Source organism: Halomonas sp. Y3, from assembly GCF_024137965.1.
Lineage (GTDB): Bacteria > Pseudomonadota > Gammaproteobacteria > Pseudomonadales > Halomonadaceae > Halomonas > Halomonas mongoliensis.
In genome coordinates this window covers 3,786,538-3,810,039 of sequence record NZ_CP099975.1, presented here as the reverse complement: position 1 = coordinate 3,810,039, position 23,502 = coordinate 3,786,538, and the positions used below count along the sequence as shown (strand labels likewise).

Annotated in this window: 19 protein-coding genes and 1 CRISPR repeat array; of the genes, 12 read left to right on the top strand and 7 right to left on the bottom strand. The window is 64.7% G+C overall.

All coding sequences use genetic code 11. The features are described 5' to 3' along the window. Nucleotides 1-4: 4 nt before the first annotated feature. Genes NHL60_RS18045 through NHL60_RS18030 form a run of 4 tightly spaced genes read right to left on the bottom strand, consistent with a single transcriptional unit; the run spans nt 5 to nt 3,028 of the window. The gene (locus tag NHL60_RS18045; RefSeq protein WP_253446676.1) at nt 5-1,231 is read right to left on the bottom strand and encodes a zinc ABC transporter substrate-binding protein; all 1,227 of its coding nucleotides are present in this window, start codon (nt 1,229-1,231) and stop codon (nt 5-7) included. Nucleotides 1,232-1,260: 29 nt separating this feature from the next. Then, entirely contained in the window at nt 1,261-2,151 is an 891-nt protein-coding gene (locus NHL60_RS18040; RefSeq protein ID WP_253446673.1) for a metal ABC transporter permease, read from the bottom strand. Continuing rightward, nucleotides 2,145-2,879: a metal ABC transporter ATP-binding protein gene (locus NHL60_RS18035; protein WP_253446670.1), complete on the bottom strand. Its 735-nt coding sequence runs from the start codon at nt 2,877-2,879 to the stop codon at nt 2,145-2,147. The genes NHL60_RS18040 and NHL60_RS18035 overlap by 7 nt, the downstream gene beginning before the upstream one ends. Next, on the bottom strand, nt 2,879-3,028 hold the full coding sequence (locus tag NHL60_RS18030) for a hypothetical protein (RefSeq protein WP_253446668.1): 150 nt from the start codon (nt 3,026-3,028) through the stop codon (nt 2,879-2,881). Before NHL60_RS18030 ends, NHL60_RS18035 begins: the two co-directional genes overlap by 1 nt. A 483-nt stretch (nt 3,029-3,511) precedes the next feature. Between NHL60_RS18030 and cas3 the strand changes: the two genes are divergently transcribed. From cas3 to cas2, 10 genes are all read left to right on the top strand, one after another. Continuing rightward, nucleotides 3,512-5,737, top strand: a complete 2,226-nt coding sequence (gene cas3 / locus NHL60_RS18025; RefSeq protein ID WP_253446666.1) for a CRISPR-associated helicase Cas3' — start codon at nt 3,512-3,514, stop codon at nt 5,735-5,737. A gap of 349 nt (nt 5,738-6,086) precedes the next feature. Then, a complete protein-coding gene (gene cas5c / locus NHL60_RS18020) occupies nt 6,087-6,755 on the top strand; it encodes a type I-C CRISPR-associated protein Cas5c (protein WP_253446665.1) in 669 nt (222 codons plus the stop codon). After that, the gene (gene cas8c, locus NHL60_RS18015; protein ID WP_253446663.1) at nt 6,752-8,530 is read left to right on the top strand and encodes a type I-C CRISPR-associated protein Cas8c/Csd1; all 1,779 of its coding nucleotides are present in this window, start codon (nt 6,752-6,754) and stop codon (nt 8,528-8,530) included. The genes cas5c and cas8c overlap by 4 nt, the downstream gene beginning before the upstream one ends. Beyond that, entirely contained in the window at nt 8,527-8,829 is a 303-nt protein-coding gene (locus NHL60_RS18010; protein ID WP_253446661.1) for a GIY-YIG nuclease family protein, read from the top strand. Before cas8c ends, NHL60_RS18010 begins: the two co-directional genes overlap by 4 nt. Further along, nucleotides 8,826-9,695, top strand: a complete 870-nt coding sequence (gene cas7c, locus NHL60_RS18005) for a type I-C CRISPR-associated protein Cas7/Csd2 (protein WP_253446659.1) — start codon at nt 8,826-8,828, stop codon at nt 9,693-9,695. Before NHL60_RS18010 ends, cas7c begins: the two co-directional genes overlap by 4 nt. A 9-nt stretch (nt 9,696-9,704) precedes the next feature. Beyond that, complete coding sequence (gene cas4 / locus NHL60_RS18000) at nt 9,705-10,343, top strand: CRISPR-associated protein Cas4 (protein ID WP_253446656.1); 639 nt, start codon at nt 9,705-9,707, stop codon at nt 10,341-10,343. Nucleotides 10,344-10,348: 5 nt separating this feature from the next. Then, nucleotides 10,349-11,389 (top strand): type I-C CRISPR-associated endonuclease Cas1c, encoded by a 1,041-nt coding sequence (cas1c, locus tag NHL60_RS17995; protein ID WP_253446653.1) that lies wholly within the window; start codon nt 10,349-10,351, stop codon nt 11,387-11,389. Nucleotides 11,390-11,539: 150 nt separating this feature from the next. After that, nucleotides 11,540-13,030 carry an IS21 family transposase gene (istA, locus tag NHL60_RS17990; RefSeq protein WP_253452147.1) on the top strand — a complete coding sequence of 497 codons (1,491 nt, stop codon included), beginning with the start codon at nt 11,540-11,542 and terminating at the stop codon, nt 13,028-13,030. Then, nucleotides 13,023-13,796, top strand: coding sequence for an IS21-like element helper ATPase IstB (istB, locus tag NHL60_RS17985; protein WP_133483961.1), 774 nt, complete (start codon nt 13,023-13,025; stop codon nt 13,794-13,796). Before istA ends, istB begins: the two co-directional genes overlap by 8 nt. Nucleotides 13,797-13,868: 72 nt before the next feature. Continuing rightward, nucleotides 13,869-14,159: a CRISPR-associated endonuclease Cas2 gene (gene cas2, locus NHL60_RS17980; RefSeq protein WP_253452289.1), complete on the top strand. Its 291-nt coding sequence runs from the start codon at nt 13,869-13,871 to the stop codon at nt 14,157-14,159. Nucleotides 14,160-14,346: 187 nt separating this feature from the next. Beyond that, nucleotides 14,347-18,050: a CRISPR direct-repeat array (repeat unit 33 nt; unit sequence GTCGCGCCCCGCCCGGGGCGCGCGGATAGAAAC). A gap of 356 nt (nt 18,051-18,406) precedes the next feature. Here the strand turns inward: cas2 and NHL60_RS17975 are convergent. Together NHL60_RS17975 and NHL60_RS17970 are read right to left on the bottom strand one after the other, a co-directional pair. Further along, the gene (locus NHL60_RS17975; RefSeq protein ID WP_253446650.1) at nt 18,407-19,081 is read right to left on the bottom strand and encodes a hypothetical protein; all 675 of its coding nucleotides are present in this window, start codon (nt 19,079-19,081) and stop codon (nt 18,407-18,409) included. A gap of 62 nt (nt 19,082-19,143) precedes the next feature. Continuing rightward, nucleotides 19,144-20,322: a UbiH/UbiF/VisC/COQ6 family ubiquinone biosynthesis hydroxylase gene (locus NHL60_RS17970; RefSeq protein WP_253446647.1), complete on the bottom strand. Its 1,179-nt coding sequence runs from the start codon at nt 20,320-20,322 to the stop codon at nt 19,144-19,146. 223 nt (nt 20,323-20,545) lie between these two features. Here NHL60_RS17970 and NHL60_RS17965 point away from each other — a divergent pair, with 223 nt between their 5' ends. Then, nucleotides 20,546-21,685: a Na/Pi symporter gene (locus NHL60_RS17965; RefSeq protein WP_253446645.1), complete on the top strand. Its 1,140-nt coding sequence runs from the start codon at nt 20,546-20,548 to the stop codon at nt 21,683-21,685. Nucleotides 21,686-21,709: 24 nt separating this feature from the next. Further along, nucleotides 21,710-22,396, top strand: a complete 687-nt coding sequence (locus tag NHL60_RS17960) for a PhoU domain-containing protein (RefSeq protein ID WP_253446642.1) — start codon at nt 21,710-21,712, stop codon at nt 22,394-22,396. A gap of 89 nt (nt 22,397-22,485) precedes the next feature. Here NHL60_RS17960 and NHL60_RS17955 read toward each other — a convergent pair whose 3' ends face one another. Continuing rightward, a complete protein-coding gene (locus NHL60_RS17955) occupies nt 22,486-23,493 on the bottom strand; it encodes an aldo/keto reductase (protein WP_253446639.1) in 1,008 nt (335 codons plus the stop codon). Nucleotides 23,494-23,502 lie beyond the last annotated feature (9 nt).

Genomic DNA, 23,502 nt, shown 5'->3' with positions numbered 1-23,502 from the left:
TGGCTCAGTGGTCGTGACCATGGCTGTGATCGTGATCGTGATCGTGATCGTGATCGTGATCGTGCCCATGGTCATGATCATCGTGGCCCGGCTCGGCCAGGGCGTCATGCAGGGTCTGGGCGTTGTGGCGCATCATGCCCAGATAGGTGCTGGCCTCGCCCTCCGCGGCCAGGGCGTCGGAGTAGAGGGTGCCGGCGATGGGCAGGCCGGTCTCCTCGGCGAGCTGGCGGATGATCGCCGGGCTGGTCATGTTCTCGTGGAACAGCGCGCGGACGTTCTGCTCGCGGATCACGTCGATCAGCCGCGCCATGTCGCCGGCGCTGGGCTCGGCTTCCGTGGAGAGCCCCACCGGCGAGAGGAAGTTAAGGCCGTAGGCGTTGGCGAAGTAGCCGAAGGAGTCATGGCCGGTGATGATGCTGGTGGAGGCGGGGATCTCGCCGATCAGCCGCCGCATCTCCTCGTCCATGGCCTGCATCTCGGCGATATAGCGCTCAGCGTTTTCGCGATAGGCCGCTTCGTTGTCCGGGTCGGCCTCGATCAGGCCCTCCAGGATATTGCCGACGTAGACCTGGCCCATGGCCAGATCCTGCCAGGCGTGGGGGTCGTAGTCGCCATGGACGTGATCATGGTCGTTGCCATGCCCGTGGTCGTGGCCGTGGTCGTCGTGATCATGGTCATGCCCGTGGTCGTGGCCATGGTCGTCATGATCGTGGTCGTGGCCATGGTCGTCATGATCGTGGTCGTGGCCATGGTCGTCGTGATCGTGGTCGTGGCCATGGTCGTCATGATCGTGGTCGTGGCCATGGTCGTCATGATCGTGGTCATGCCCGTGATCGTGGCCATGGTCGTCATGATCATGGTCGTGCCCGTGATCGTGGCCGTGGTACTCCAGCTTGTCGATGCCGTCGGTAGCGGTGACCAGCGGGCCGGCATAGTCGCTGGAGTCGAGCAGGCGCTCCATCCAGCCTTCGAACAGCAGGCCGTTGAAGACCACCAGGTCGGCGTCGGCCAGGGCGCGGGCGTCGCGCGGGGTGGGGGAGTAGACGTGGGCGTCGCTGTCGGGGCCGACCAGCGAGGTCACCTCGACGTGCTCGCCGCCGACGTTCTCGACCATGTCGGCGAGGATGCTGAAGCTGGTCACTACCTGCACGCGCTCGGCGGCGATGGCGGCGGGCAGTGCCAGCATGGCCGAGACGCCGATCAGGGCAGCGGAAGGCTTGATGATGCTCATGGGGCAGGACTCCTTGGTGTGATGAGTGCTCAGTGAGGCTCGGGTGCACCCAGGGGGGCCGCACGGCGGCGCAGGCGCCGCCGCAGGCTGTGCTGACTCCCGAACAGGGCAGAGAACACATAGCCGACGCCGGCGAGCAGAATGATGGCCGGGCCGGAGGGCATGTTGAAGTGATAGGAGAGCAGCAGTCCCCCGGTGCTGGCGACCAGGGCGATGCCGATAGCAACGGCGATCAGGCCCTCCAGGCGCTTGCTCCAGAAGCGCGCCGCCGTGGCCGGCAGCATCATCAGGCCCACCGCCATCAGGGTGCCCAGGGTCTGGAAGCCGGCGGTCAGGTTGAGGACCACCAGGCCCAGGAAGACGCCGTGGACCAGGCTGCCGCGCACCCCCTGGCCGCGCAGGAAGAGCGGGTCCAGGCATTCCACTACCAGGGCACGAAAGATCACCGCCAGGGTGATCACGATCAGGCTGCTGATGGCGGCAATCAGCAGCAGCGAGGTCGTGTTGACCGCCAGTATCGAACCGAACAGCACGTGGGTGAGGTCCACGCTGCTGCCGCCCAGCGAGATGATCATCACCCCGGCGGCCAGGGAGATCAGGAAGAAGCTGGCCATGGCGGCGTCTTCGCGCTGGCCGGACATCTGGGACACGCTTCCCGCCAGCACCGCCACCAGCAGCCCCGAGAGGATGCCCCCGAGGCTCATCATCGGCAGCGAGAAGCCGGCCAGCAGGAAGCCCAGCGCCACGCCGGGCAGGATGGCATGGGCCATGGCATCGCCGATCAGGCTCATGCCGCGCAGTACCAGGAAGACCCCCATGGGCGGAGCGGCCAGGGACAGGGCGAAGCTGGCGATCAGGGCCCGCTTCATGAAGCCGTAGTCGAAGGGGGCGATCAGCCATTCGTGCAGCAGGGTCAACATGGGCTCACTCCGCCGATGGCCTGGGAAAGAAAGGACGCGGGCGCGGCGCTTCGCAGCGGTTGAAGCACGCTCTCCACGCTGACCCAGCGGGCATGGCCGCTGGCCAGCACCACCGTTTCGTCGGCCAGGCGGGCGAGCTGCTCCATGTCGTGGAGCACCACGATGATGGTGGCGCCCTCGCTGGCCATGTCGCGCAGCACCCGCATCAGCACCTCCACGGTTTCGGCGTCGACGTTGGCGAAAGGCTCATCCAGCAGCAGCAGCTCCGCCTCCTGCATCAGGGTGCGGCCGATCAGGGCGCGCTGACGCTGGCCGCCGGAAAGCTCGCCCAGGGGGCGGTGGGCCAGATGCGAGATGCCCAGCCGCGCCATGATCTCGCGACCCTTGCGATAGTGGGCGGCACAGTAGCCCTTAAGGGCCCCGTGGCTGGGCCAGCTGCCGGTCATCACCAGCTCCTCGACGCTCATCGGAAAGGTGAGGTCCAGGGCCAGCTGTTGGGGCAGCCAGGCGCGGCGCTCCTTGGGCACCGAGCACTCCACGCGCCCCGCGATGGGCTTGAGCATGCCCATGATGCCCTGGATCAGCGTGCTCTTGCCGGTGCCGTTGGCGCCGATCAGGGCGGTAATGGCCCCGTCGCGGAATTCGCCGCTGATGTGTTCAAGCACCGTGCGGCTGCCCTGAGCGAGCTGCAGGTCGCAGAGCCGCAGGCGAGCGTTTGCATCTGCCATCAGCCCCACCACCCGGCGGCCCAGGAAACCGCCAGCCAGAGCAGTGCCAGCGGCAGCAGCACCAGCATCAGCCGGCGGCCGACCGACAGCGACATGAGAGAGAAGTGGCAGGGCCCTTCCAGGCGGTGCCGGTGTGCGCGGTGTGCCATGGGAGCGGTACCTCGTGACGACAACAAGAAGTTATAACATAACAGTAAGCGCCCAGAAACCGTGGCGCTTCGTGGCCGTGAGCCAGTGCGGCGGGAATTGTGGCATGGCGCGTGGGAGGGGCAAAGGCCCTGGGGCGGCCCTGCGTGCGTGAGCTGCTGCGCACATGGCTCAGAGAGGTAAGTTGCGTCAGAGCTTGACCGGGGAGCTGGCTGGCCCAGTGGGAGGTTTGCAGGGGCGCTACCAGGCGTTGCACCTTGTGCAGCCGTAGTTGGCTGAGAGTGACACGGGGGATTTGAAAATATAGAGCTCGCCTGAGCGTGTAAATCGCTCTCACTAGCCGGCCAAAGACGGCAGTGTCTGGATGTGACATGCATCAAGGCCATGCCGATGAGTCTTGGATATTCAGTGTGGAGGTGGCAAGGCAGGTTTAGAGGTGCTTAGCTGTGGAGGGGAATCTCGACAGCCAGCATGAGCAGGGATGCATGTATTACGCACACTCGATTCCGAATGAAGAAAAGTCCGCCTGGCAGTCACTTGAAAGTCACCTAAGTGCTGTAGGGCGAATGGCCGCAGCGCGGGCTGAGCGCTTCGGTGCAGGCCCATGGGGCGAGGCCACCGGACTGCTCCACGACCTTGGCAAGTACACCGAACCCTTCCAGCGCCGATTGGAGGGCTCGCCAGTGCGAGTCGATCACTCCACGGCTGGCGCCCATGTCGCCATCGAGAAATATCCGCAGCTTGGCCCTCTGTTGGCTTACCTGATCGCCGGCCACCATGCAGGGCTGGCCAATGGACGGGATGCGGGTGAGCGCACGCCGCTGAAAAACCGCCTGGAAGCCGACTTGCCACCTCTCGACCCGGCATGGCAGCAAGAGATAGCTCTGCCTCACGAACTTCCCCCACCAGCACACTTTCAGATGCGTCGCGACAGGGCCTTCTTCCAGTATGCCTTTCTAGCGCGGATGGTCTTCTCCTGCCTGGTCGATGCCGACTTTGTCGATACCGAGACCTTCTATGCAGTGCATGAAAATGGCGTGCCTCACGCGCGTGGTGGCGGGCCGTCGCTGGAGGTGCTTCGTGATGCCCTGGATGAACATCTGGGCGGCTTCAAGGCAGACAGCGACGTCAATCGCCAGCGTGGAGAGATCCTCTCCCATGTTCGCGCTCAAGCCGAGTTGCCTCCCGGTCGGTTCTCGCTGACAGTACCGACAGGTGGAGGCAAGACACTGGCCTCGCTGGCTTTCGCTCTCGATCACGCCATTGCCCACGGCATGGATCGGGTGATCTATGTGATTCCCTTTACCAGTATCGTGGAGCAGAACGCAGCGGTGTTTCGCAATGCCCTGGGAGAGCATGGCGAGGCAGCCGTGCTGGAGCACCATAGCGCCTTCGACGCCGGCAGCCAGAGTGACCGCCATACCATCGACAAGCTGCGTCGTGATAGCGAAAACTGGGATGCGCCGATTGTTGTCACCACGGCGGTGCAGTTCTTCGAGAGCTTGTTTGCCGCCAAGACCTCGCGCTGCCGCAAGCTGCACAACATTGCGGGCAGCGTGGTGATCCTCGACGAGGCGCAGACCATGCCACTGCCGCTTTTGCGGCCCAGTGTGGCGGCACTGGATGAGCTGGCGCTGAACTATCGCACCAGTATCGTGCTGTGCACGGCGACCCAGCCGGCACTGGTCGAAACCGACGATCCCGAGCGCAGCTTTCAGGGTGGCTTTCGGGGCATGCACGAGCTTGCGGAATGCCCCGACAAGCTTTATCGCGACCTCAAGCGCGTCTCCGTGCGCCATATCGGCACGCTTGACGATGGGAAGCTGCGCGACGAACTGCTTGCGACCAAGCAGGTGCTGTGCATTGTCAACAACCGTCGTCATGCTCGGGCGCTGTTCGAGTCGATAGCAGATCAGCCTGGCGCCTATCACCTCACCACTTCGATGTGCGCCGTACATCGTCGCCAAGTACTGGCCGAGATACGTCAGACCCTCAAGTCTGGCAAACCTTGCCGGGTAGTTTCGACCTCGCTGATAGAGGCGGGTGTCGATGTCGACTTCCCACGTGTATTGCGCGCCGAGGCGGGTCTGGACTCCATCGCCCAGGCGGCCGGGCGCTGCAACCGTGAAGGTAGACGCAGTGCCTGCGACAGTGAGGTCGCCATCTTCGCCATCGCCAATGACGACTGGGCACCACCGCCCGAGCTCAAGCAGTTTGCCCAGGTGACTCGGGAAGTGCTCAGGCAGCACGGTGACGATCCACTTTCATTGACAGCAATAGAGGCCTACTTCCGGCTGCTGTACTGGCAGCAGGGCTCCCAGGCTTTAGATAAGCATGGTTTGCTGAAGCTGATCGAAAATGGCCGTATCGAAGGGCTGCCCTTCGAAACCCTCGAGCAGAAGTTTCGCATGATTGAGAACAATCAGCGTGCCGTGATCGTCCCTTACGATGTCAAGGCCCGGGATGCGCTGAGGGAGCTGGCTTATGCCGAGGGGGTAGGAGGCATCGCCCGCAAGCTGCAGCCTTATACGGTTCAGGTGCCGCAGCAGGGCTTCGCCGCGCTGGAGCGGGTCGGTGCCATCGTGGCTGTCGAGCCCGACAAGTTCGGTGAGCAATTCATGATGCTGGTCAACGAGGACCTCTATGACGAGCGTCTAGGATTGAATTGGAGCGAGCCTACGTACATGAAGGCAGAGAGTTTGATTTTATAAGTACAACTGATAGGAACTTGATGTTTGCCAAGAAGGGGGCTAGCCTGGTGGACAGCCACACTGAGCTGAGAGCAGGCCATGCCCCCCGACCATCAGCGAGATCCAAGAGTGTTCACCCTGCTGTGTACTATTCGCAGAGGACGAGTCTTGCTGGCCATGGAATGGGGGGCAGCGGCTTTTAGGCTTGAAGCGCCTACTAGAAGGATTTGGCTATTGGTCTCCCTGGCAGCAGCGCTACCTATCTGGTTGGTCTGGTTTATGTGAGGGAGTGGATAGAAACCTATCAGTTGTACTTACTATATGTCACCCCGACCTGTCGGGGTGCGGATCTCTACCAAAGGACGTAACGATGGCATATGGAGTCCGTCTGCATATCTGGGGGGAGCGGGCCTGCTTTACGCGGCCCGAGATGAAGGTCGAGCGTGTCTCCTATGATGTGATCACACCGTCTGCGGTACGAGGCATTCTGGAGGCGATTCACTGGAAGCCGGCAATTCGCTGGTGCGTGGATCGTATCCATGTGTTGAAACCGATCCGTTTCGAGTCGCTGCGCCGTAACGAAGTGGCGGGAAAACTGCCCGCTTCTACTGTCTCCAAGGCAATGAAGGCGGGGCGTGTTGACGATGTGGCCTACTACGTCGACCAGAACCGCCAACAGCGCGCTGCCACGATATTGCGTGATGTCGGCTATGTCATCGAGGCTCACTTCGAGTTCACCTCGCGTGCCGACGAGAGCGATACGCCCGGTAAGCACCTGGATATCTTCAATCGCCGTGCCCGGCAGGGGCAGTGCTTCCACATGCCATGCTTGGGTACGCGAGAGTTTCCGGCTGCATTTGCCCTGGTTGAAACCGAAGGTGACATGCCATGGGTCGATCCACAGCTGAACGGTGAGCGCGATCTCGGCTTCATGCTGCACGATATCGACTTCGCTAACGGCAAGACGCCGCGCTTCTTTCGCGCCCGAATGCAGGATGGCGTGATCGAGGTGCCGTCTTTCGAGGAGGCGCTGGCATGATTCTTACGGCTCTCAATGACTACTATCATCGGCTAGCGGAAGAAAAGAAGGTGCCGCTCCCGGGTTTCAGCAGTGAGAAAGTCAGTTTCTGTCTGGTGTTTTCCCAAGATGGAAAGCCGTTACAGATCATCGATCTGCGCGATACCTCTGGTAAGAAACCACGGCCAAGCTCTTTTCAGGTGCCTGTGGATAAGGGGCGTACCTCGGGCATCCACGCTTATCCTCTGTGGGACAAGACCGCCTATGCCCTTGGTGTGACTGCTAATGAAAGTAAGCGACTGGCCGATGAGCATGTGGCATTCAAGGCCCGCCAGTTGTCGCTGTTCGGCGAGAGCGATGATCCTAACCTGAGCGCCTTTCTGAGGTTGCTTGACCAATGGGAGCCGGAGAAGCTCTCTGAGTTACCTGGATATAGCGAAGATATCTTGGACGCTAATATAATATTCCGGCTCGATGGCCAGCGGCAGTACCTGCATGAGAATTGGGAAGCGCGCCGGCTATGGGGTGCCGCTCTTGAAAGTGGCGCAGGGGTATCAGGGCAGTGCCTTATAACTGGTCATATTGCCCCCTTGGGGACCGATCACCCTAAGATTAAAGGCGTTAAGGGCTCTCAGTCATCAGGGGCTTCTCTTGTTTCATTCAATAGCTCTGCTTATGAATCATATGGCAATAAGGGGCAGAGCAATGCTTCGGTTTGTAAGTCAGCTATCTTTGGCTATTCGACAGCGCTGAATTACTTGCTGCGAGGTGATGCTGACAATCACCAGCGCTTGCAGATCGGTGATGCAACGGTGGTGTTCTGGGCCAAAGCCAGGGATAGGGCGCATGCCGAGGCAGCCGAGGGCTTTTTCGCCATGCTCAACGAGCCGCCCAGCGATGAGCAGGAGGCCGCCAAACTAGGCACCCTGATGCAACAGGTTTCAGAGGGGCGCATCCTGTCAGAGCTTGATCCGATGCTGGAAGCGGATACCCAGTTTTTCGTACTGGGATTGGCACCCAACGCGGCGCGCCTATCGGTGCGCTTCTGGTATGTCGACAGCCTAGAGCACTTGGCGCAGCACTATGCCCACCATCACCAAGACATGTCGCTAGAGCCTTCCCCTTGGAAAGGCATAACGCCGGGAGCGTGGCGGCTTGCTCTGCAGACGGCACCTATTCATGGCGATAGGCCGAAGTCTGAGGATGTGCTGCCGCAGCTCGCAGGGGAGCTGGTACGCTCCATTCTGACGGGATCACGCTACCCACGATCTTTACTTAATAACATCGTTATGCGGTTTCGCAATGACGGCAAGGTCAGCGGTATTCGCGTCGCACTTTGTAAGGCGGTGCTCGCGCGCGAGGCCCGCCTTGCGATGCATTCGAACTTGACCACTCAGGAGGTGCCCGTGAGTCTCGATCCTCATTCCACCCACCCCGGCTATTTGCTGGGCAGGCTATTCGCCGAGTTGGAAAGCGCTCAGCGCGGCGCGCTCGGTAACGAGGTGAATGCCACCATTCGTGATCGCTATTACGGTGCCGCCTCGGCAACGCCGGCCAGTGTGTTTCCCATGCTGTTGCGTAATGTGCAGCATCACTTGTCGAGCATGCGCAAGAAGGACAAGGGAGGGCTGGCGCATAAAATAGAAGAAGAGATCGCTACCATCATCGATGGTCTGGGAGAGAAGTTTCCAAGGAGCCTGCGTATTGAGGATCAAGGGCGTTTCGCAATTGGTTATTACCACCAGTCGAAAGCGCGATTCCGGAAAAAGGCTGAAAATGATGAAGTCTCGGGATGAAAGTGGTTTACAAAATCACCTACCCGAACGGAAAAATTTATATTGGCAAGGACTTGACTGACAGTATTAATTATTTTGGTAGTGCCAGTGGTGAGTTGATTGCGAGAGACTTCAGCCGTGAGCAGAGGCGTGACTTTACGATTCGCAAGGAAATTATTTGGGAATCAGAAGGTGCGAGTGATCGCGAGGTGAGTGCCAAGGAAGTCGAGATGATTCGAGCCTATCGCTCCAATGATCCTGATATCGGATACAACCGCTGGCCGGCACTAAAGAAAGCTATTCAGGGAGATACACAATGACTGCCATCGCCAACCGTTACGAATTTGTGCTGCTGTTTGATGTCACCAACGGCAATCCCAACGGCGATCCCGATGCCGGAAACCTGCCGAGGCTTGATCCGGAGACCAACCAGGGCCTAGTGACCGATGTCTGCCTCAAGCGAAAGATCCGCAACTACGTCGCCCTGGAGAAGGAAGAAGATGCCGGCTACGCCATCTATATGCAAGAGAAGTCGGTGCTCAACAACCAGCACAAGAAAGCCTATGATGCGCTCGACATCAAGCCCGAGGCCAAGAAGCTGCCGAAGGATCAGGCCAAGGCGCGCGAGCTGACCGCCTGGATGTGCCAGAACTTCTTCGATGTGCGCACCTTCGGCGCGGTGATGACCACCGAGGTCAACTCCGGCCAGGTGCGTGGCCCGGTGCAGATGGCCTTTGCCAGCTCCATTGACCCGGTGGTGCCGATGGAGGTCTCGATCACCCGCATGGCGGTCACCAACGAGCGCGACCTCGAGAAGGAGCGCACCATGGGCCGCAAGCACATCATCCCCTATGGCCTCTATCGTGCGCACGGTTACATATCGGCCAAGCTCGCCGAGCGCACCGGTTTCTCGAATGACGATCTCGAGCTGCTGTGGCGTGCGCTGGTCAATATGTTCGAACATGACCGCTCCGCCGCGCGGGGCGAGATGTCGGCACGCAAGCTAATCGTCTTCAAGCATGACCACCCGATGGGCAATGCCCCGGCGCACCGGCTGTTCGACAGCGTGAAAGTCCAGCGTGTCGAAGGCGAGGAAGATACGCCGGCTCGTCACTACAGCGACTATCGCGTTTCCATCGATGCCGAGGCCTTGCCGGCCGGTGTCAGCGTCGACGAGAAACTGTAGGCGAATGGTATGGAGGATGATGCTCGTCTGATCCCGCTTTCGGCACTACAGCATATGCTGTTCTGTCCGCGCCAGTGCGCGCTGATCCATCTCGAACAGCAGTGGGCGGAAAATCGCTACACGGCGGAAGGGCGCATCTTGCATGAGCGCGCCGATAATCTGGGCCATGAGCGTCGACGGGGCATCCATACCGCCATGGCACTTCCACTGGCCAGTGAAGTGCTGGGACTGACCGGGGTTGCCGATGTGGTGGAGTTCGATGAATCCCGGCATCCTCACGTGGTGAGGCCCATCGAATACAAGCGTGGTCGGCCCAAGGCACATCGTGCCGATGAGGTGCAGTTGTGTGCTCAAGCACTCTGCCTGGAGGAGATGCTGGATGTCTCGATCGAGCAGGGCGCGCTCTACTACGGCAAGACACGGCGGCGAAAGACCGTCGCCTTCGACGAAGAGCTGCGGGCACTGACCTTGCGAGTCATCACAGAGACACGTGCCCTCTTCGATAGCAACCACACGCCATCCGCCACCTACGAGCCCAAGCGCTGCGACCACTGCTCGCTGATCGATGCCTGCCAACCGCAAGTAATGGGCAAGCAACGCTCGGCAGGCCGCTGGTTGGCGCGTCAAATTCAATTTCTGGATGAGTGAGTAGCATGCGCCGTCAGCTCAATACGCTCTACATCACCACCGAAGGAGCCTGGCTCAGAAAAGATGGGGCCAACGTGGTCATGAACGTCGAGGGTAAGGAGCGAGCACGACTGCCCATCCATATGCTCGAGTCACTGGTGTGTTTCGGCAGGGTGCTGGTATCGCCGCCGCTGATGGGGTTCTGTGCTGAGCAGGGGGTTACCATCACTCACTTGTCGCCCAATGGTAAGTTCCTCGCACGTATTGAGGGGCCGGTATCCGGCAACGTGCTGTTGAGGCGTACCCAGTACCGCACCAGCGATGACGAAGTCGAGTGTGCTGCCATCGTTCGTGGCGTATTGATCGGCAAGGTACATAATCAGCGAGTGGTAATCTCCAGGGGGCTGCGTGACTACGGCAGCAAGCTGGCCCCGGCCGAGCGAGAAGGGTTGGAAAGGGCGTGCACTCGCCTGAGCAGAATCGCACGTGACCTGCTGCGAGAACCTCTGACCAATGGATTGCGAGGCCTTGAAGGGGAGGCTGCGCAAGTCTATTTCAGCGTCTTCGATAGTCTCATCCGTCATGATGGCGAAGCCTTTCGTTTCACCGGCCGCAACCGCCGCCCACCGCGTGATCGCATCAATGCGCTGCTGTCCTTTCTCTATACGCTGCTGACCCACGACTGCCGTTCGGCGCTGGAAAGCGTTGGACTGGACCCTGCAGTAGGGTTCCTGCACCGCGACCGGCCCGGGCGGCCCAGCTTGGCACTCGACCTGGCTGAAGAGTTCAGACCGCTGTTGGGTGACCGGTTGGCGCTGTCTCTGGTCAATCGTCGCCAGCTTCGGGAAAAGGATTTCACGGTTGCTGAAAGTGGCGGCGTGGTGCTGACTGACGATGCGCGCAAGACGGTGCTGACTGCCTATCAGGAGCGGAAGCGTGAAGAGCTCAACCATGCCTTTATTGGCGAGAAGGCGCCAATAGGCATGCTGCCGATTCTGCAGGCGCAATTACTGGCGCGCTATCTGCGCGGTGATTTGGATACCTATCCACCCTTCCTGTGGAAATGATCTGGTAAGGAGAGCGCAGCGATTATAGGGCGACAATTACTCTGGCCGGCCGACGACAACTATTGTGGCCGGTTGCCCTAAGCTTGACCGCTTGTCCCGACCCACCAGGGAGCCGGTATGGCGGTCACCAGCCAACAGGTCACGCTCTATATGTCGCAACGCCAACAAGGCCAGACCCAGGAGGTCGCCGCCGCCAAGGCCGGCCTCTCCGTCAGAACCGCTCGCCGCCTCGAACGCCGGGCCGAGTCCTCTGAGCTGCCGGCACCACGGCACTGGCGAACCCGATCCGACCCCTTCGCCGATGTGTGGGAGACCACGCTCGTCCCCCAGTTGGCCGCTGCCCCGGGCTTGCAGGCACTGACCCTGCTGGAGTGGCTGCAGGAGCAGCACCCCGGCCAGTATCCGGACAGCCTGCTGCGCACCCTGCAGCGCCGGGTCAAGGGCTGGCGGGCCGCGCATGGCCCGGAGAAAGAGGTAATGTTCCCGCAAACCCATGGCCCCGGGCTGCGCGGCCTCTCCGACTTCACCGAGCTCAAGGGGATTGTCATTACCGTGGCAGGGGAGCTGCTTGATCACCGGCTCTACCACTTCCGCCTGGCCTACAGCGGCTGGTGTTATGTCCGGGTGGTGCTCGGTGGCGAGAGCTACCCCGCGCTGGCTGAAGGCCTGACCCGTGCGCTGGAGCGGCTTGGCGGTGTCCCCGCGGAGCACCGCACCGACAGCTTGTCGGCGGCCTTCCGCAACCTCGGCCGGGAGGCGGAAGCCGACCTCACCGAGCGTTATGCTGCCCTGTGCGCTCACTACGGCATGACGGCCACCCGTAATAACCCAGGGCGCGGCCATGAAAACGCCAGCATCGAGTCGCCGCATGGCCACTTCAAGCGGCGTCTGCAACAGCGCCTGACGCTGCGCGGCTCCCACGACTTCGCTAGCCTCGATGACTACCAGGCCTTCCTCGATGAGGTGACCACCGCGATCAACCGCCGCAACGCGGCCCGGATCACCGTCGAGCGTGGCGCGCTGCAGCCACTGCCCAGCCGGCCCGGTACCGACTACAGCGAGGTGACGGTGCGCGTCACTACCTCCAGCACCATCCAGGTGCGCAAGGTGCTCTACTCGGTGCCGTCCCGGCTGATCGGCGAGAACCTGCGGGTGCACCTTTACGATGATCGCTTGGTGCTGCATCACGCACAGCAAGCATTGCTGACGCTGAGGCGGCTGCATGCCACGCCGGAAAGCGGCCGGTTGCGGGTCATCGATTACCGCCATGTGATCGGCTGGCTGGTCCGCAAGCCCCGGGCGCTGGCGGGGCTGACGTTCCGCGACGACCTGCTGCCGAGTGCGGAGTGGCGCGAGCTGTACGCCCGGCTGACCGCCGCCTTGCCGGTCGCCGAGGCCTGCAAGCGCATCGTTGGCGCTCTGGCGTTGGCCGCCGAGCAGGACCAGGCCGAGGCGATCGCCAGTTACTGGCTGGGCGCCCTGGCGCGCGGGAAGAGCCCGACGCTGGCCGAGCTCCAGGCCCGCTTCGCCGCCACGCCGAGCGCCACGCTGGTTTTCCCCCAGGTGACTCAGCATGACATCGCCAGCTACAACCATCTGGTGCCCAGCGTGCCGACCACAGAGGTGTGCTGCCATGCCTGATGCCCAGACGCTGCCGCTGCTACTGCGACAGCTCCGCCTGCCCACCATGGCCGCCTGCTGGCCCCAGCTGGAAACCCGCGCCCGAGCCGAAAACTGGAGCCTGCCACAAACACTGGCCGCCCTATGCGAGCACGAGCTGGCCGAGCGTGAGCGACGCCGGCTGGCCCGGCACCTCAAGGAGGCCCGGCTGCCGGTGGGCAAGACGCTGGAGTCCTTCGAGTTCGACGCCATCGCGGCCGAGCAGCGCCGGCAACTGAGCGCCTTGGCCGGCGACACGCAGTGGGTCGACCAGGCTCACAACCTGCTGCTGTTTGGGCCCTCCGGCGTCGGCAAGAGCCACGTGGCGGCCGGGCTCGGGCATACGCTGGTCGACCAGGGTTACCGGGTGCGCTACGCCACCGCCTCAAGCCTGGTCCAGGAGCTCCAGGCTGCCAAGCAGGCACTGCGCCTGAGCGACGCCCTGATCAAGCTCGACAAGTACGCCGTGCTGGTGATCGACGATATCGGCTACGTCCAACGCAGCGAGGCCGAGACGTCAGTGCTGTTCGAGCTGATCGCCCATCGCTACGAGTCGGCCAGCCTGATCATCACCGCCAACCAGCCGTTCAGCGCCTGGGACAGTATCTTCCCCGACAGCATGATGGCAGTGGCCGCCATCGACCGGTTGGTGCACCACGCCACGCTGATGGAGCTGAGCGGGGAGAGCTACCGTAAGCGTGCTTATCAACGACAATTACAAGGAGGAAAAGCTGGGTCGTCGGACTGACGACAACTACCCACCCAACCGGCCATTTTAATTGTCGCCAAGCGGCCAAAGTAGTTGACGTCGCATACAGCGATGATGGTTTTGGTCAGCTACGATGTCAGCACCTCATCCGAAGGTGGTGAGGGTCGGCTGCGTCGCGTCGCGAAGGCCTGCCGTGATGTTGGGCAACGAGTGCAGTTCTCGGTATTCGAGATCGAGGTCGACCCCGACCAATGGGTGCGTCTGCGACAGCGGTTGATCGACCTGATCGACGATGAAGTCGATAGCCTGCGCTTCTATTTCCTGGGCAGGAACTGGAAGAATCGAATCGAGCATATCGGCGCCAAGCCTGCCTTGGATATGAACGGGCCGCTCGTTTTCTGATTTCCCTAGTCTTGCGAACCCCTAGCGTCCGGCGCTTTCCCGGTGGGTTCGCAGCTCTTTAAGAACATGATTTTGAGAGATTTTTAGATTTATCGACCGATTGAAGGGTGCTTCTCCTGCGTTACTTTGGCAGTTTCGCAAGATGCTGCCTATTTTGATCGGCATTTCAATGCGTTATAAAGGAACAGTCGCGCCCCGCCCGGGGCGCGCGGATAGAAACCAGCATGAAGATCGACCAATCCCACCACCACCTCGCCGTCGCGCCCCGCCCGGGGCGCGCGGATAGAAACCACGAGCACATTGGTATGCAGTGCCCTGAATGCGAGGTCGCGCCCCGCCCGGGGCGCGCGGATAGAAACGACGTACAAATACCACCGCTGGGCGCGGTGGATGGTGTCGCGCCCCGCCCGGGGCGCGCGGATAGAAACAGCGAGACCGAGCGGCTCAGCCACTCCGCTGAGGATAGTCGCGCCCCGCCCGGGGCGCGCGGATAGAAACACCCTCAGCTCGCTGACCGCAGCGATCAACGAGGTGGTCGCGCCCCGCCCGGGGCGCGCGGATAGAAACCTGCCCCCTCGGCGTGTACGCCTCCAGCACCGGGTCGCGCCCCGCCCGGGGCGCGCGGATAGAAACTCCTCGGGCATCTCGCCCCGGGCCACGTAGTGAACGTCGCGCCCCGCCCGGGGCGCGCGGATAGAAACGGCTCCTTGCGGTTGTGCATCAGGCGCAGGATGGGGTCGCGCCCCGCCCGGGGCGCGCGGATAGAAACCTCGCCCGCCTCAAGGCCATAGCACGCGCCGAGGCGTCGCGCCCCGCCCGGGGCGCGCGGATAGAAACTCATGGAGGTCGCCATGTCACTCCGACGAGACTGGTCGCGCCCCGCCCGGGGCGCGCGGATAGAAACGGCACGTAGTCCACCTCGTTGATCGCTGCGGTCAGGTCGCGCCCCGCCCGGGGCGCGCGGATAGAAACAGGACGTTGCTGGCGCGGATCACGTCGTTCATAGCGTCGCGCCCCGCCCGGGGCGCGCGGATAGAAACCCAAAAACAGGCAATGGTGGCGGAGCTTTTCGGAGAGTCGCGCCCCGCCCGGGGCGCGCGGATAGAAACTCTGGCGTTGCGTGCAGGAGCGTGGTCCCGCAGTCGTCGCGCCCCGCCCGGGGCGCGCGGATAGAAACTCCTCTTCCAGTGGCTCCACCTCCACCTCTCCCAGTCGCGCCCCGCCCGGGGCGCGCGGATAGAAACATGTTGTGCCCGGTGGCGTTGCCGCTCTCGGCGAGTCGCGCCCCGCCCGGGGCGCGCGGATAGAAACACCGCCATGACCTTCACCGCCAGCAAGACCTTCAAGACGTCGCGCCCCGCCCGGGGCGCGCGGATAGAAACTTGTCTCGCCACTGCTTGCCTACGGCCAGTCGCGTCGCGCCCCGCCCGGGGCGCGCGGATAGAAACTTGGCGGGGTTCAGGCTGATGCCGATGGCGGCGATGTCGCGCCCCGCCCGGGGCGCGCGGATAGAAACCGGTGCGGGCTGGGCGGCCTTGAGCTGCTCGCCGGTCGCGCCCCGCCCGGGGCGCGCGGATAGAAACCACTGCGGCCACATCGCCGACACGATGCCGCTGGTCGCGCCCCGCCCGGGGCGCGCGGATAGAAACCCGCTGCAGATGCTCACCCCGCTGGAAACCCAGCGTCGCGCCCCGCCCGGGGCGCGCGGATAGAAACAGCGCCAGCACGGTGCCGGCAGGAAGGTTGCCGGGTCGCGCCCCGCCCGGGGCGCGCGGATAGAAACACACTGGATGCCGCTCCCGGCGCCGCCCCACACCGGTCGCGCCCCGCCCGGGGCGCGCGGATAGAAACGACCGCATCCCGCGCCTGATGGGCCGCGCCGCCATGTCGCGCCCCGCCCGGGGCGCGCGGATAGAAACGCATAGGGCCCCAGAGCAATGGAGTATGGGGTGGGTCGCGCCCCGCCCGGGGCGCGCGGATAGAAACGCATGCCCGGGCGCATCCGGCAGCCCGTGCTCTGGTCGCGCCCCGCCCGGGGCGCGCGGATAGAAACGCAACGACTACCGCGCCACCAGCCGCTACGCCAAGGTCGCGCCCCGCCCGGGGCGCGCGGATAGAAACACTCGCCAGAAGAACAAGGGCGAGATCTACGCCAAGTCGCGCCCCGCCCGGGGCGCGCGGATAGAAACCCCAATAGTGAAGGCCGGACACCCTATCGCCGCCAAGTCGCGCCCCGCCCGGGGCGCGCGGATAGAAACCAAGTGCCGTTAATTAAGTGCTCATCTTTTTTATCGTCGCGCCCCGCCCGGGGCGCGCGGATAGAAACTGCCAGCCGGGCATCATCGCCAAGTTGTAGAACACGTCGCGCCCCGCCCGGGGCGCGCGGATAGAAACGATCCGCACTGCCTGCTGATCGCCGCCCAGCGCTGTCGCGCCCCGCCCGGGGCGCGCGGATAGAAACTTGAACTCAAGGGCGGTACCGAAGAAGCGCTTGGCGTCGCGCCCCGCCCGGGGCGCGCGGATAGAAACCATATCACCAGGTGCTGGTTGTCGTGGTCGGTCGTCGCGCCCCGCCCGGGGCGCGCGGATAGAAACAAACGCGGCGCCGTTGCAGTCCATGTAGTAGATCGGCGTCGCGCCCCGCCCGGGGCGCGCGGATAGAAACCAGCCGGGCGGTGCGGGCCGGTGCCGGCATACGGGTCGCGCCCCGCCCGGGGCGCGCGGATAGAAACTTCAAGGATTTGCCCGAAGGCGAGCAGCCCAAGTGGTCGCGCCCCGCCCGGGGCGCGCGGATAGAAACGCCGGAGAGGTCTTCGGTGTAGTCGGCGCACCAGGGTCGCGCCCCGCCCGGGGCGCGCGGATAGAAACACCCACCAGATCGTGAGGCGTGGCTTGTCCCGCGGGTCGCGCCCCGCCCGGGGCGCGCGGATAGAAACGTTTATGGCTATCCATACAGGGCCATTCAGGCCGTCGCGCCCCGCCCGGGGCGCGCGGATAGAAACGACCACCACCACGTCGATGCTGTCGATCAGCAGGATGTCGCGCCCCGCCCGGGGCGCGCGGATAGAAACCAGCCTGTCGCCGAGGATCACCGCAATGCGGTCGGGGTCGCGCCCCGCCCGGGGCGCGCGGATAGAAACACGTAGAGGCCCGCGTGCGCATGCCGCCGCGCCGTGTCGCGCCCCGCCCGGGGCGCGCGGATAGAAACTGCCGTCACGCATCAGGTAGATGGGCAGCCGTGTAGCGTCGCGCCCCGCCCGGGGCGCGCGGATAGAAACCTTCGCCGGGCACCTGGATGGTGACTTCGACGGTGGTCGCGCCCCGCCCGGGGCGCGCGGATAGAAACAGCGAGGCTTACATCGAGGTCGAGCGGAAGAACGGGTCGCGCCCCGCCCGGGGCGCGCGGATAGAAACCGCCAGGCGTTTGACGGCCTCGCCACCGACAGCGAGGTCGCGCCCCGCCCGGGGCGCGCGGATAGAAACTAGCCAATGGCGAGTGCCGTCTGTGCGGTAGACGCGGGTCGCGCCCCGCCCGGGGCGCGCGGATAGAAACCAGCCTGTCGCCGAGGATCACCGCAATGCGGTCGGGGTCGCGCCCCGCCCGGGGCGCGCGGATAGAAACTGAACACCATCAAAAGCAACGCCATCCATGTAAGGTCGCGCCCCGCCCGGGGCGCGCGGATAGAAACAGACCTACCAACAAGAATTTAGAAACCTTGCTGATGGTCGCGCCCCGCCCGGGGCGCGCGGATAGAAACACCGAGGTGAGCATGACGGTAACGGCGCCGTCGCGTCGCGCCCCGCCCGGGGCGCGCGGATAGAAACGAGCGCTTCTGCATGTGTGAAATGACTTCCGGCGTCGCGGCCCGCACGGGTCGTGCGGATAGAAGCGAGCAGGCTTGGGGTCGAAGGTACGAGAGCGCAGTCGTAGTGGTTCGCATGCTTTTGAACTGCCGCACACGCAGCTTAGAAAGTCGAAGACGACATGGGCTTCATCGAACTGGCGTAAGCGAGCTGCTCCCCGCAGGCGCGGGGCGTAACCAAAAGCCCCTGTGATCCGTGGCTGATTCTCAACGTGACTGAAAAATCACTCTGGGGCCAGAGGTACTGCCCGGCAAAGAGTGCCCGTAAAGAGTCTGGCGGCATTCACTAACGCAAGAAATACAGAAGCGGTGCCAACCGAGCCATGAAGCTTCATCGCCGGTGCAGGCAAGCAAGATTTGACGTTGAGGCCTCTGCGCTACGGGTCAGTAGCGCAGCGCGATGCCCAGCTGGCTTGGCCCCACCAGCAGGGCGTACTCACCTTCGAGGTGCAGGTCGCCTACGGAGGCGCTGACCGGCTGGAAGCGGTTGATGGCGGCGGTGGCCTGGCGTGGCTGAGTCTGCAGCTGCAACTCGTTGATCAGCATGCCGGTGGCGAAGTTGATGGCGCCGTCGCGTTCGCGGCCGTCGCCCACGGCGATCAGTAGCCCTGCCGCCGTGTTGATGGCCAGTGAGCCGAGCCGTGCCTCCCAGCTGCGGCTGCGCTGCTCCTCCGCGGCCACGGCCTCGAGCAGCGCTCGAGCGCCTTCTATATCGTCCGGTTCGCCGGCCATAAGCTCGCGGTAGGCGGCCGAGTGGGGCTGGCGGTCGAGGAACATGCCGCCCAGGGCGAGGGCCGATTTCACCACGCCGACGCGGGCGTCGTAGCGGTCGTCGCGGCTGCTCGACTCGCTGGCCTGCCAGGCGTTGAGCGCTAGGCTACCGGCATAGATCGTCGTCCAGCCCGCCTGCCAGTAGCCGGCATGACGGGCACCGTCGGCCAGGGCCGAATCAACGGCCTGCCATTCGGCATCAGGGCCCTGGGCCAGGGCGGGCAGCGGCAGCAGCAGGCCGGCCAGGCAGACGGCGGCGCAGCGGCGGATCGAGGCGGGCAGCGGCATGGTTATCTCCAGGAGCGGCAATGACCACAGACTAGCACCGTGGAGGGCTCAGGTCTGTCGCCCTACAGCCCCAGGGCGTGGCGCATCACCTGGCGCTTGGCGCCGGCCAGCCGCTCGGCCACGGAGAGCCCGGCACCGCCGGCATGACGCAGCGGGGCGGCGCCGGTGAAGACATGGTGGAAGGTCTCCATGGCGGCGATCATCGCCAGGGTCTGGGGGCGGCGCTCGCGGGCATAGCCGGCCAGCGGCTGGCGGCCGCCCGGATCGTCCTCGGCCTGGAAGGCGGCGATCACCCGGCGGCTCAGCGCCTCGGCATCCTGCAGCCCCAGGTTGAGGCCCTGGCCGGCCAGGGGGTGGATGACGTGGGCGGCGTCGCCCACCAGGGCCAGGCGCTGGCGCACATAGCGCTCGGCGTGGCGGCGGCGGATGGGGAAGCTGCCGCGGCCGGTGATGCCCTCGATGCCGCCCAGGCGGCTGGGAAATGCCGCCTCGATGGCCTGGCGCAGGGCGTCGTCATCCAGGGCCTCCCGGGCGAGGGTGGCCTCGGGGCTGCCGTACCATACCAGGGAGGCATGGTGGCCGGGCAGCGGCAGCATCGCCTGGGGGCCGGCGGGGGTGAAGCGCTGCCAGCTGACGTCCTGCTGGGGCAGGCGTGTCTCCACGTTCACGATCAGCGCGCGCTGGTGGTAGTCCTGGTCCCGGGTCTCGATGCCGGCCAGCTCGCGAATCCGCGAGCCCGCGCCGTCGGCGCCCACCACCAGGCGGGCGGCCAGCATCCGGCCGCTGTCGAGCTCCAGCAGGCTCCGGTGGCCCCCTGGCACCCAGGCCACCGGGCCCGTCCGGCAGAGCGTCGTGACCGTGGGCAGCTCGGCCAGCCGCTGCCACAGGGCGCGGCGAATCACCCGGTTCTCGACGAAGTGGCCGAAGTTGTCCACACCCAGTTCAGCGGCGCTGAAGTGGATATGGTGCCGCTCCTCCTCGTCGCTGGCCTCGATATGGAGAAAGGGGCAGCGGCGAGCCGCGGGAATGAAATCCCAGGCACCCACGGCCTCCAGCAGCTGCCGGGAAGCGAGGTTCAGCGACGAGACGCGCAGGTCGAAGGGGGCGTCGTCGGCCACCGCCGCGGGCGGGTCGCCGCCCTCCACCAGGGCCACCGAGAGGCCGGCCTGGCCCAGCGCCGCCGCCACGGCGGCACCGACCATGCCGCCCCCCGCGATAATGACATCCAGGGTCTCATCCATTGCTGCTCTCCTCAGTTGGGGTCTGCCCGGGCGGTGGTATTGGGCCCAAGGTGGCCCAGTCGTCATCAAAGTGTCATATAGTGGCGCTACGTTGCGCGCACTGACATGGATTTGTCACCAAAGCGTCACGAAGGGATCGTTCACCAAACACGGCAGACCGCTCATGTCGAATCTCGGACCTTCAACCGATCGTCCTGCACTCGCCCGTCAGGCCACTCAAGAGGTGCCCGCCTGGCTGCGAGGCATCTACGCTGGCCTGTGCCTGTACCTGTTCCTGGCCGCCCTCAACGTGCTGGGCTCGGGCCTGGGTACCTTTGGCGGGGCCAGCGATATGCTGACCCGGGCCTTCGCCTATGGCGAGAACCCCTTCATTGCCCTGATGGCCGGCGTGCTGGTCACCATGGTGGTGCAGAGCTCCTCCTTCACCTCGGCGCTGATCGTCACCCTGGTGGCCAGCGGCGAGATGACCCTGGGCACTGCGGTCTTCGCCATCATGGGGGCCAATATCGGCACCGCAGTGACCGGGGTGATCGTGGCCCTGGCCAACGTGCGCATCAAGCGCAACTTCCGGCGCTCCTTCACTGCGGCCATGATGCACGACTTCTTCAATATCCTAACCGTGCTGATCGTCTTTCCCCTGGAGTGGTTCACCGGCATGTTCCACGAGGCGGGGCGCGGCATCTTCTCGCGCCTGGCCGGCTGGCTCGCCGAGCTGATCGGCCTGGAGGAGGTCGCGCGCCCCAACAGCCCGATCAAGGTGATCACCGCGCCCATCGTGGACAGCGCCAACTGGATCGGCGCCGCCCTGATGCCGAGCCCGGCATCGGCCGGTCTGCTGACGGCCGGCATCGGCCTCGCGCTGATGTTCACCGCCCTGGTGTTCATGGTCCAGAACCTGCGCGGCGCCCTGCTGCGCCATATGGACGGCCTGTTTCGCACCTACTTCTTCCGCACCGACGCCCGGGCCTATGGGGTGGGGGTGGTCTCCACCGTGCTGGTGCAGTCGAGCTCCATTACCAGTAGCCTGATGGTGCCCCTGGCCGGTGCCGGGGTGGTGCGCCTGCGGCGAGTGCTACCCTTCATGATGGGCGCCAACCTGGGCACCACCGTGACCAGCGTGCTGGCGGCCACCGCCAATCCCGTCGCCGCGGCGATGACGGTGGCGCTGTTCCATGTCATCTTCAACCTGACCGGCACCCTCGTCTGGTGGCCGCTGCGGGTCATTCCGCTGCGCATAGCCACCTGGTACGGGCGGCTGGCCGGCAAGCAGATACGTTACGCCTTCCTGTTCCTGATCGGCGTATTCCTGGTGGTGCCGCTGGTCGGCATCACCATCACCGAACTGTTCATGCGCCTGCGCTGAGCGCGGCCAACCGGGAGGTTCCCCATGTTCAAACAGCTCTATAGCGCGCTCACCTCGGAAAACAGCATCGACGAGGCCTACGCCGACCTGACCCGGATGCTGGAGCACGGCGCCTGGATGTTCGCCCGCGCCAACGAGGTGCTCTACAGCACCGTGCCCGCCGAGGAGGTGCGTCAGCCGCTCTATCAGCGCGATGGCGCCGTCAACGAGCTGGAGCGCTCCATCCGCCGCAAGGTGCTGCGTCACCTGACCGTCAACCCGGGCCATGACGTGGCGATCTGCCTGGCGCTGATGAGCGTGGCCAAGGACGCCGAGCGCATCGGCGACTACTGCAAGAACGTCTTCGAGGTCGGCGTCTTCTACAGCGAAGGCTTTCACGTGGAGCGCTACCAGCAGCCCCTGGACGAGGCAGCCGAGCGCCTGAACGGCCTGTTCAAGGAGTTGATCGCTGCCACCCGCGACTCCGACGAGGCCAGGGCCCACCGCGTGATCAGCGCCGCACGCGAGATCCGCGGGCGCTGTGACGGGCTGATCGAGGCGCTGCTGCGCGAGGAGCAGGCCATCGAGTTCCACGAGGCGGTGGCCTACTCCCTGCTGGCCCGCCACTACAAGCGGGTCGCCTCTCACCTGGCCAATATCGCCACCGCGGTCACCGGCCGGCTGGAGGACCTGGACTTCCCCAGCGAGGCCGACGACCGCGCCCTGGACTGAGGCCCTCGCCCCGGCGACTCGCCTCTGACAGCGAGAACCCCGCGCCAGCGTGAGCCGGCGCGGGGTTCTTCGTGCTGCCAGGGCGTGCCTCAGGCCTGCTCGAACTCCTCGGTGTCCACCTCGGCCTGCTGCGCCTCGCCGTAGCGGGCGCCGGCGATGCGCTCCGGGGCCAGGAGGGCGTCGAGCCGCGCCACCGTGGTGGCTTCCAGGCGCAGCCCCTCGGCGGCCAGGTTCTCGCGCATATGGGCCACGGAGCAGGTGCCGGGGATCGGCAGGATGTCCTCCCCCTTGGCCCTTAGCCAGCCCAGGGCCAGCTGGCCGCTGCTGACCTCGAGCTCCCGGGCCACGGCCTCGAACTCGGCCAGCAGCGCCAGGTTACGAGGCAGGTGCTCGTCGCTGAAGCGCGGCATGCCGCGGCGCATGTCGCCCTCCGCCAGGCGCTCGCGCTGCCTGACGGCCCCGGTCAGGAAACCCCGCCCCAGGGGGCTGAAGGCCACGAAGAGCGTCTCCGCCTCGCGGCACGCCTCGAGCACCGCGATCTCGGGGTTGCGGGTCCAGAGCGAATACTCCGACTGTACCGCGGCGATGGGGTGCTCGGCCCGGGCGCGTCTCAGCGTCTGAGCCGAGACTTCGGAGAGGCCGACGGCGCCGATCTTGCCCTCTTCCACCAGCCGCCCGAGCTCGCCCACGCTCTCCTCGATGGGCACCTGACGGTCCCAGCGGTGCAGGTAGTAGAGGTCGATATGGTCGGTCTGCAGGCGCGCCAGGCTCTCCTCGCACTGGCGGCGCAGGGTAGCCGGGCGGCCGTCGATCACCTTCCTGCCCTGCTCGGGGTCCATGGCCATGCCGCACTTGCTGGCCAGCAGCAGCTCGCCGCGCTTGGCCGAGAGGGCCTTGCCCACCAGCCGCTCGTTGGCGGTGGCGCCGTAGAGGGTGGCGGTATCGAAGTGGCGGTAGCCCATCTCGAAGGCGGCCTCCAGGGCGCGCAGCGCCTCGGCCTCCGGCACGCGCTGACCGTAGCCGTGGGAGAGGTTCATGCAGCCCAGGCCGATGGCGGGGGAGGCCAGGGCCGCGAGGCGAGAGGTCAGGGATGACATGGCGGCTCC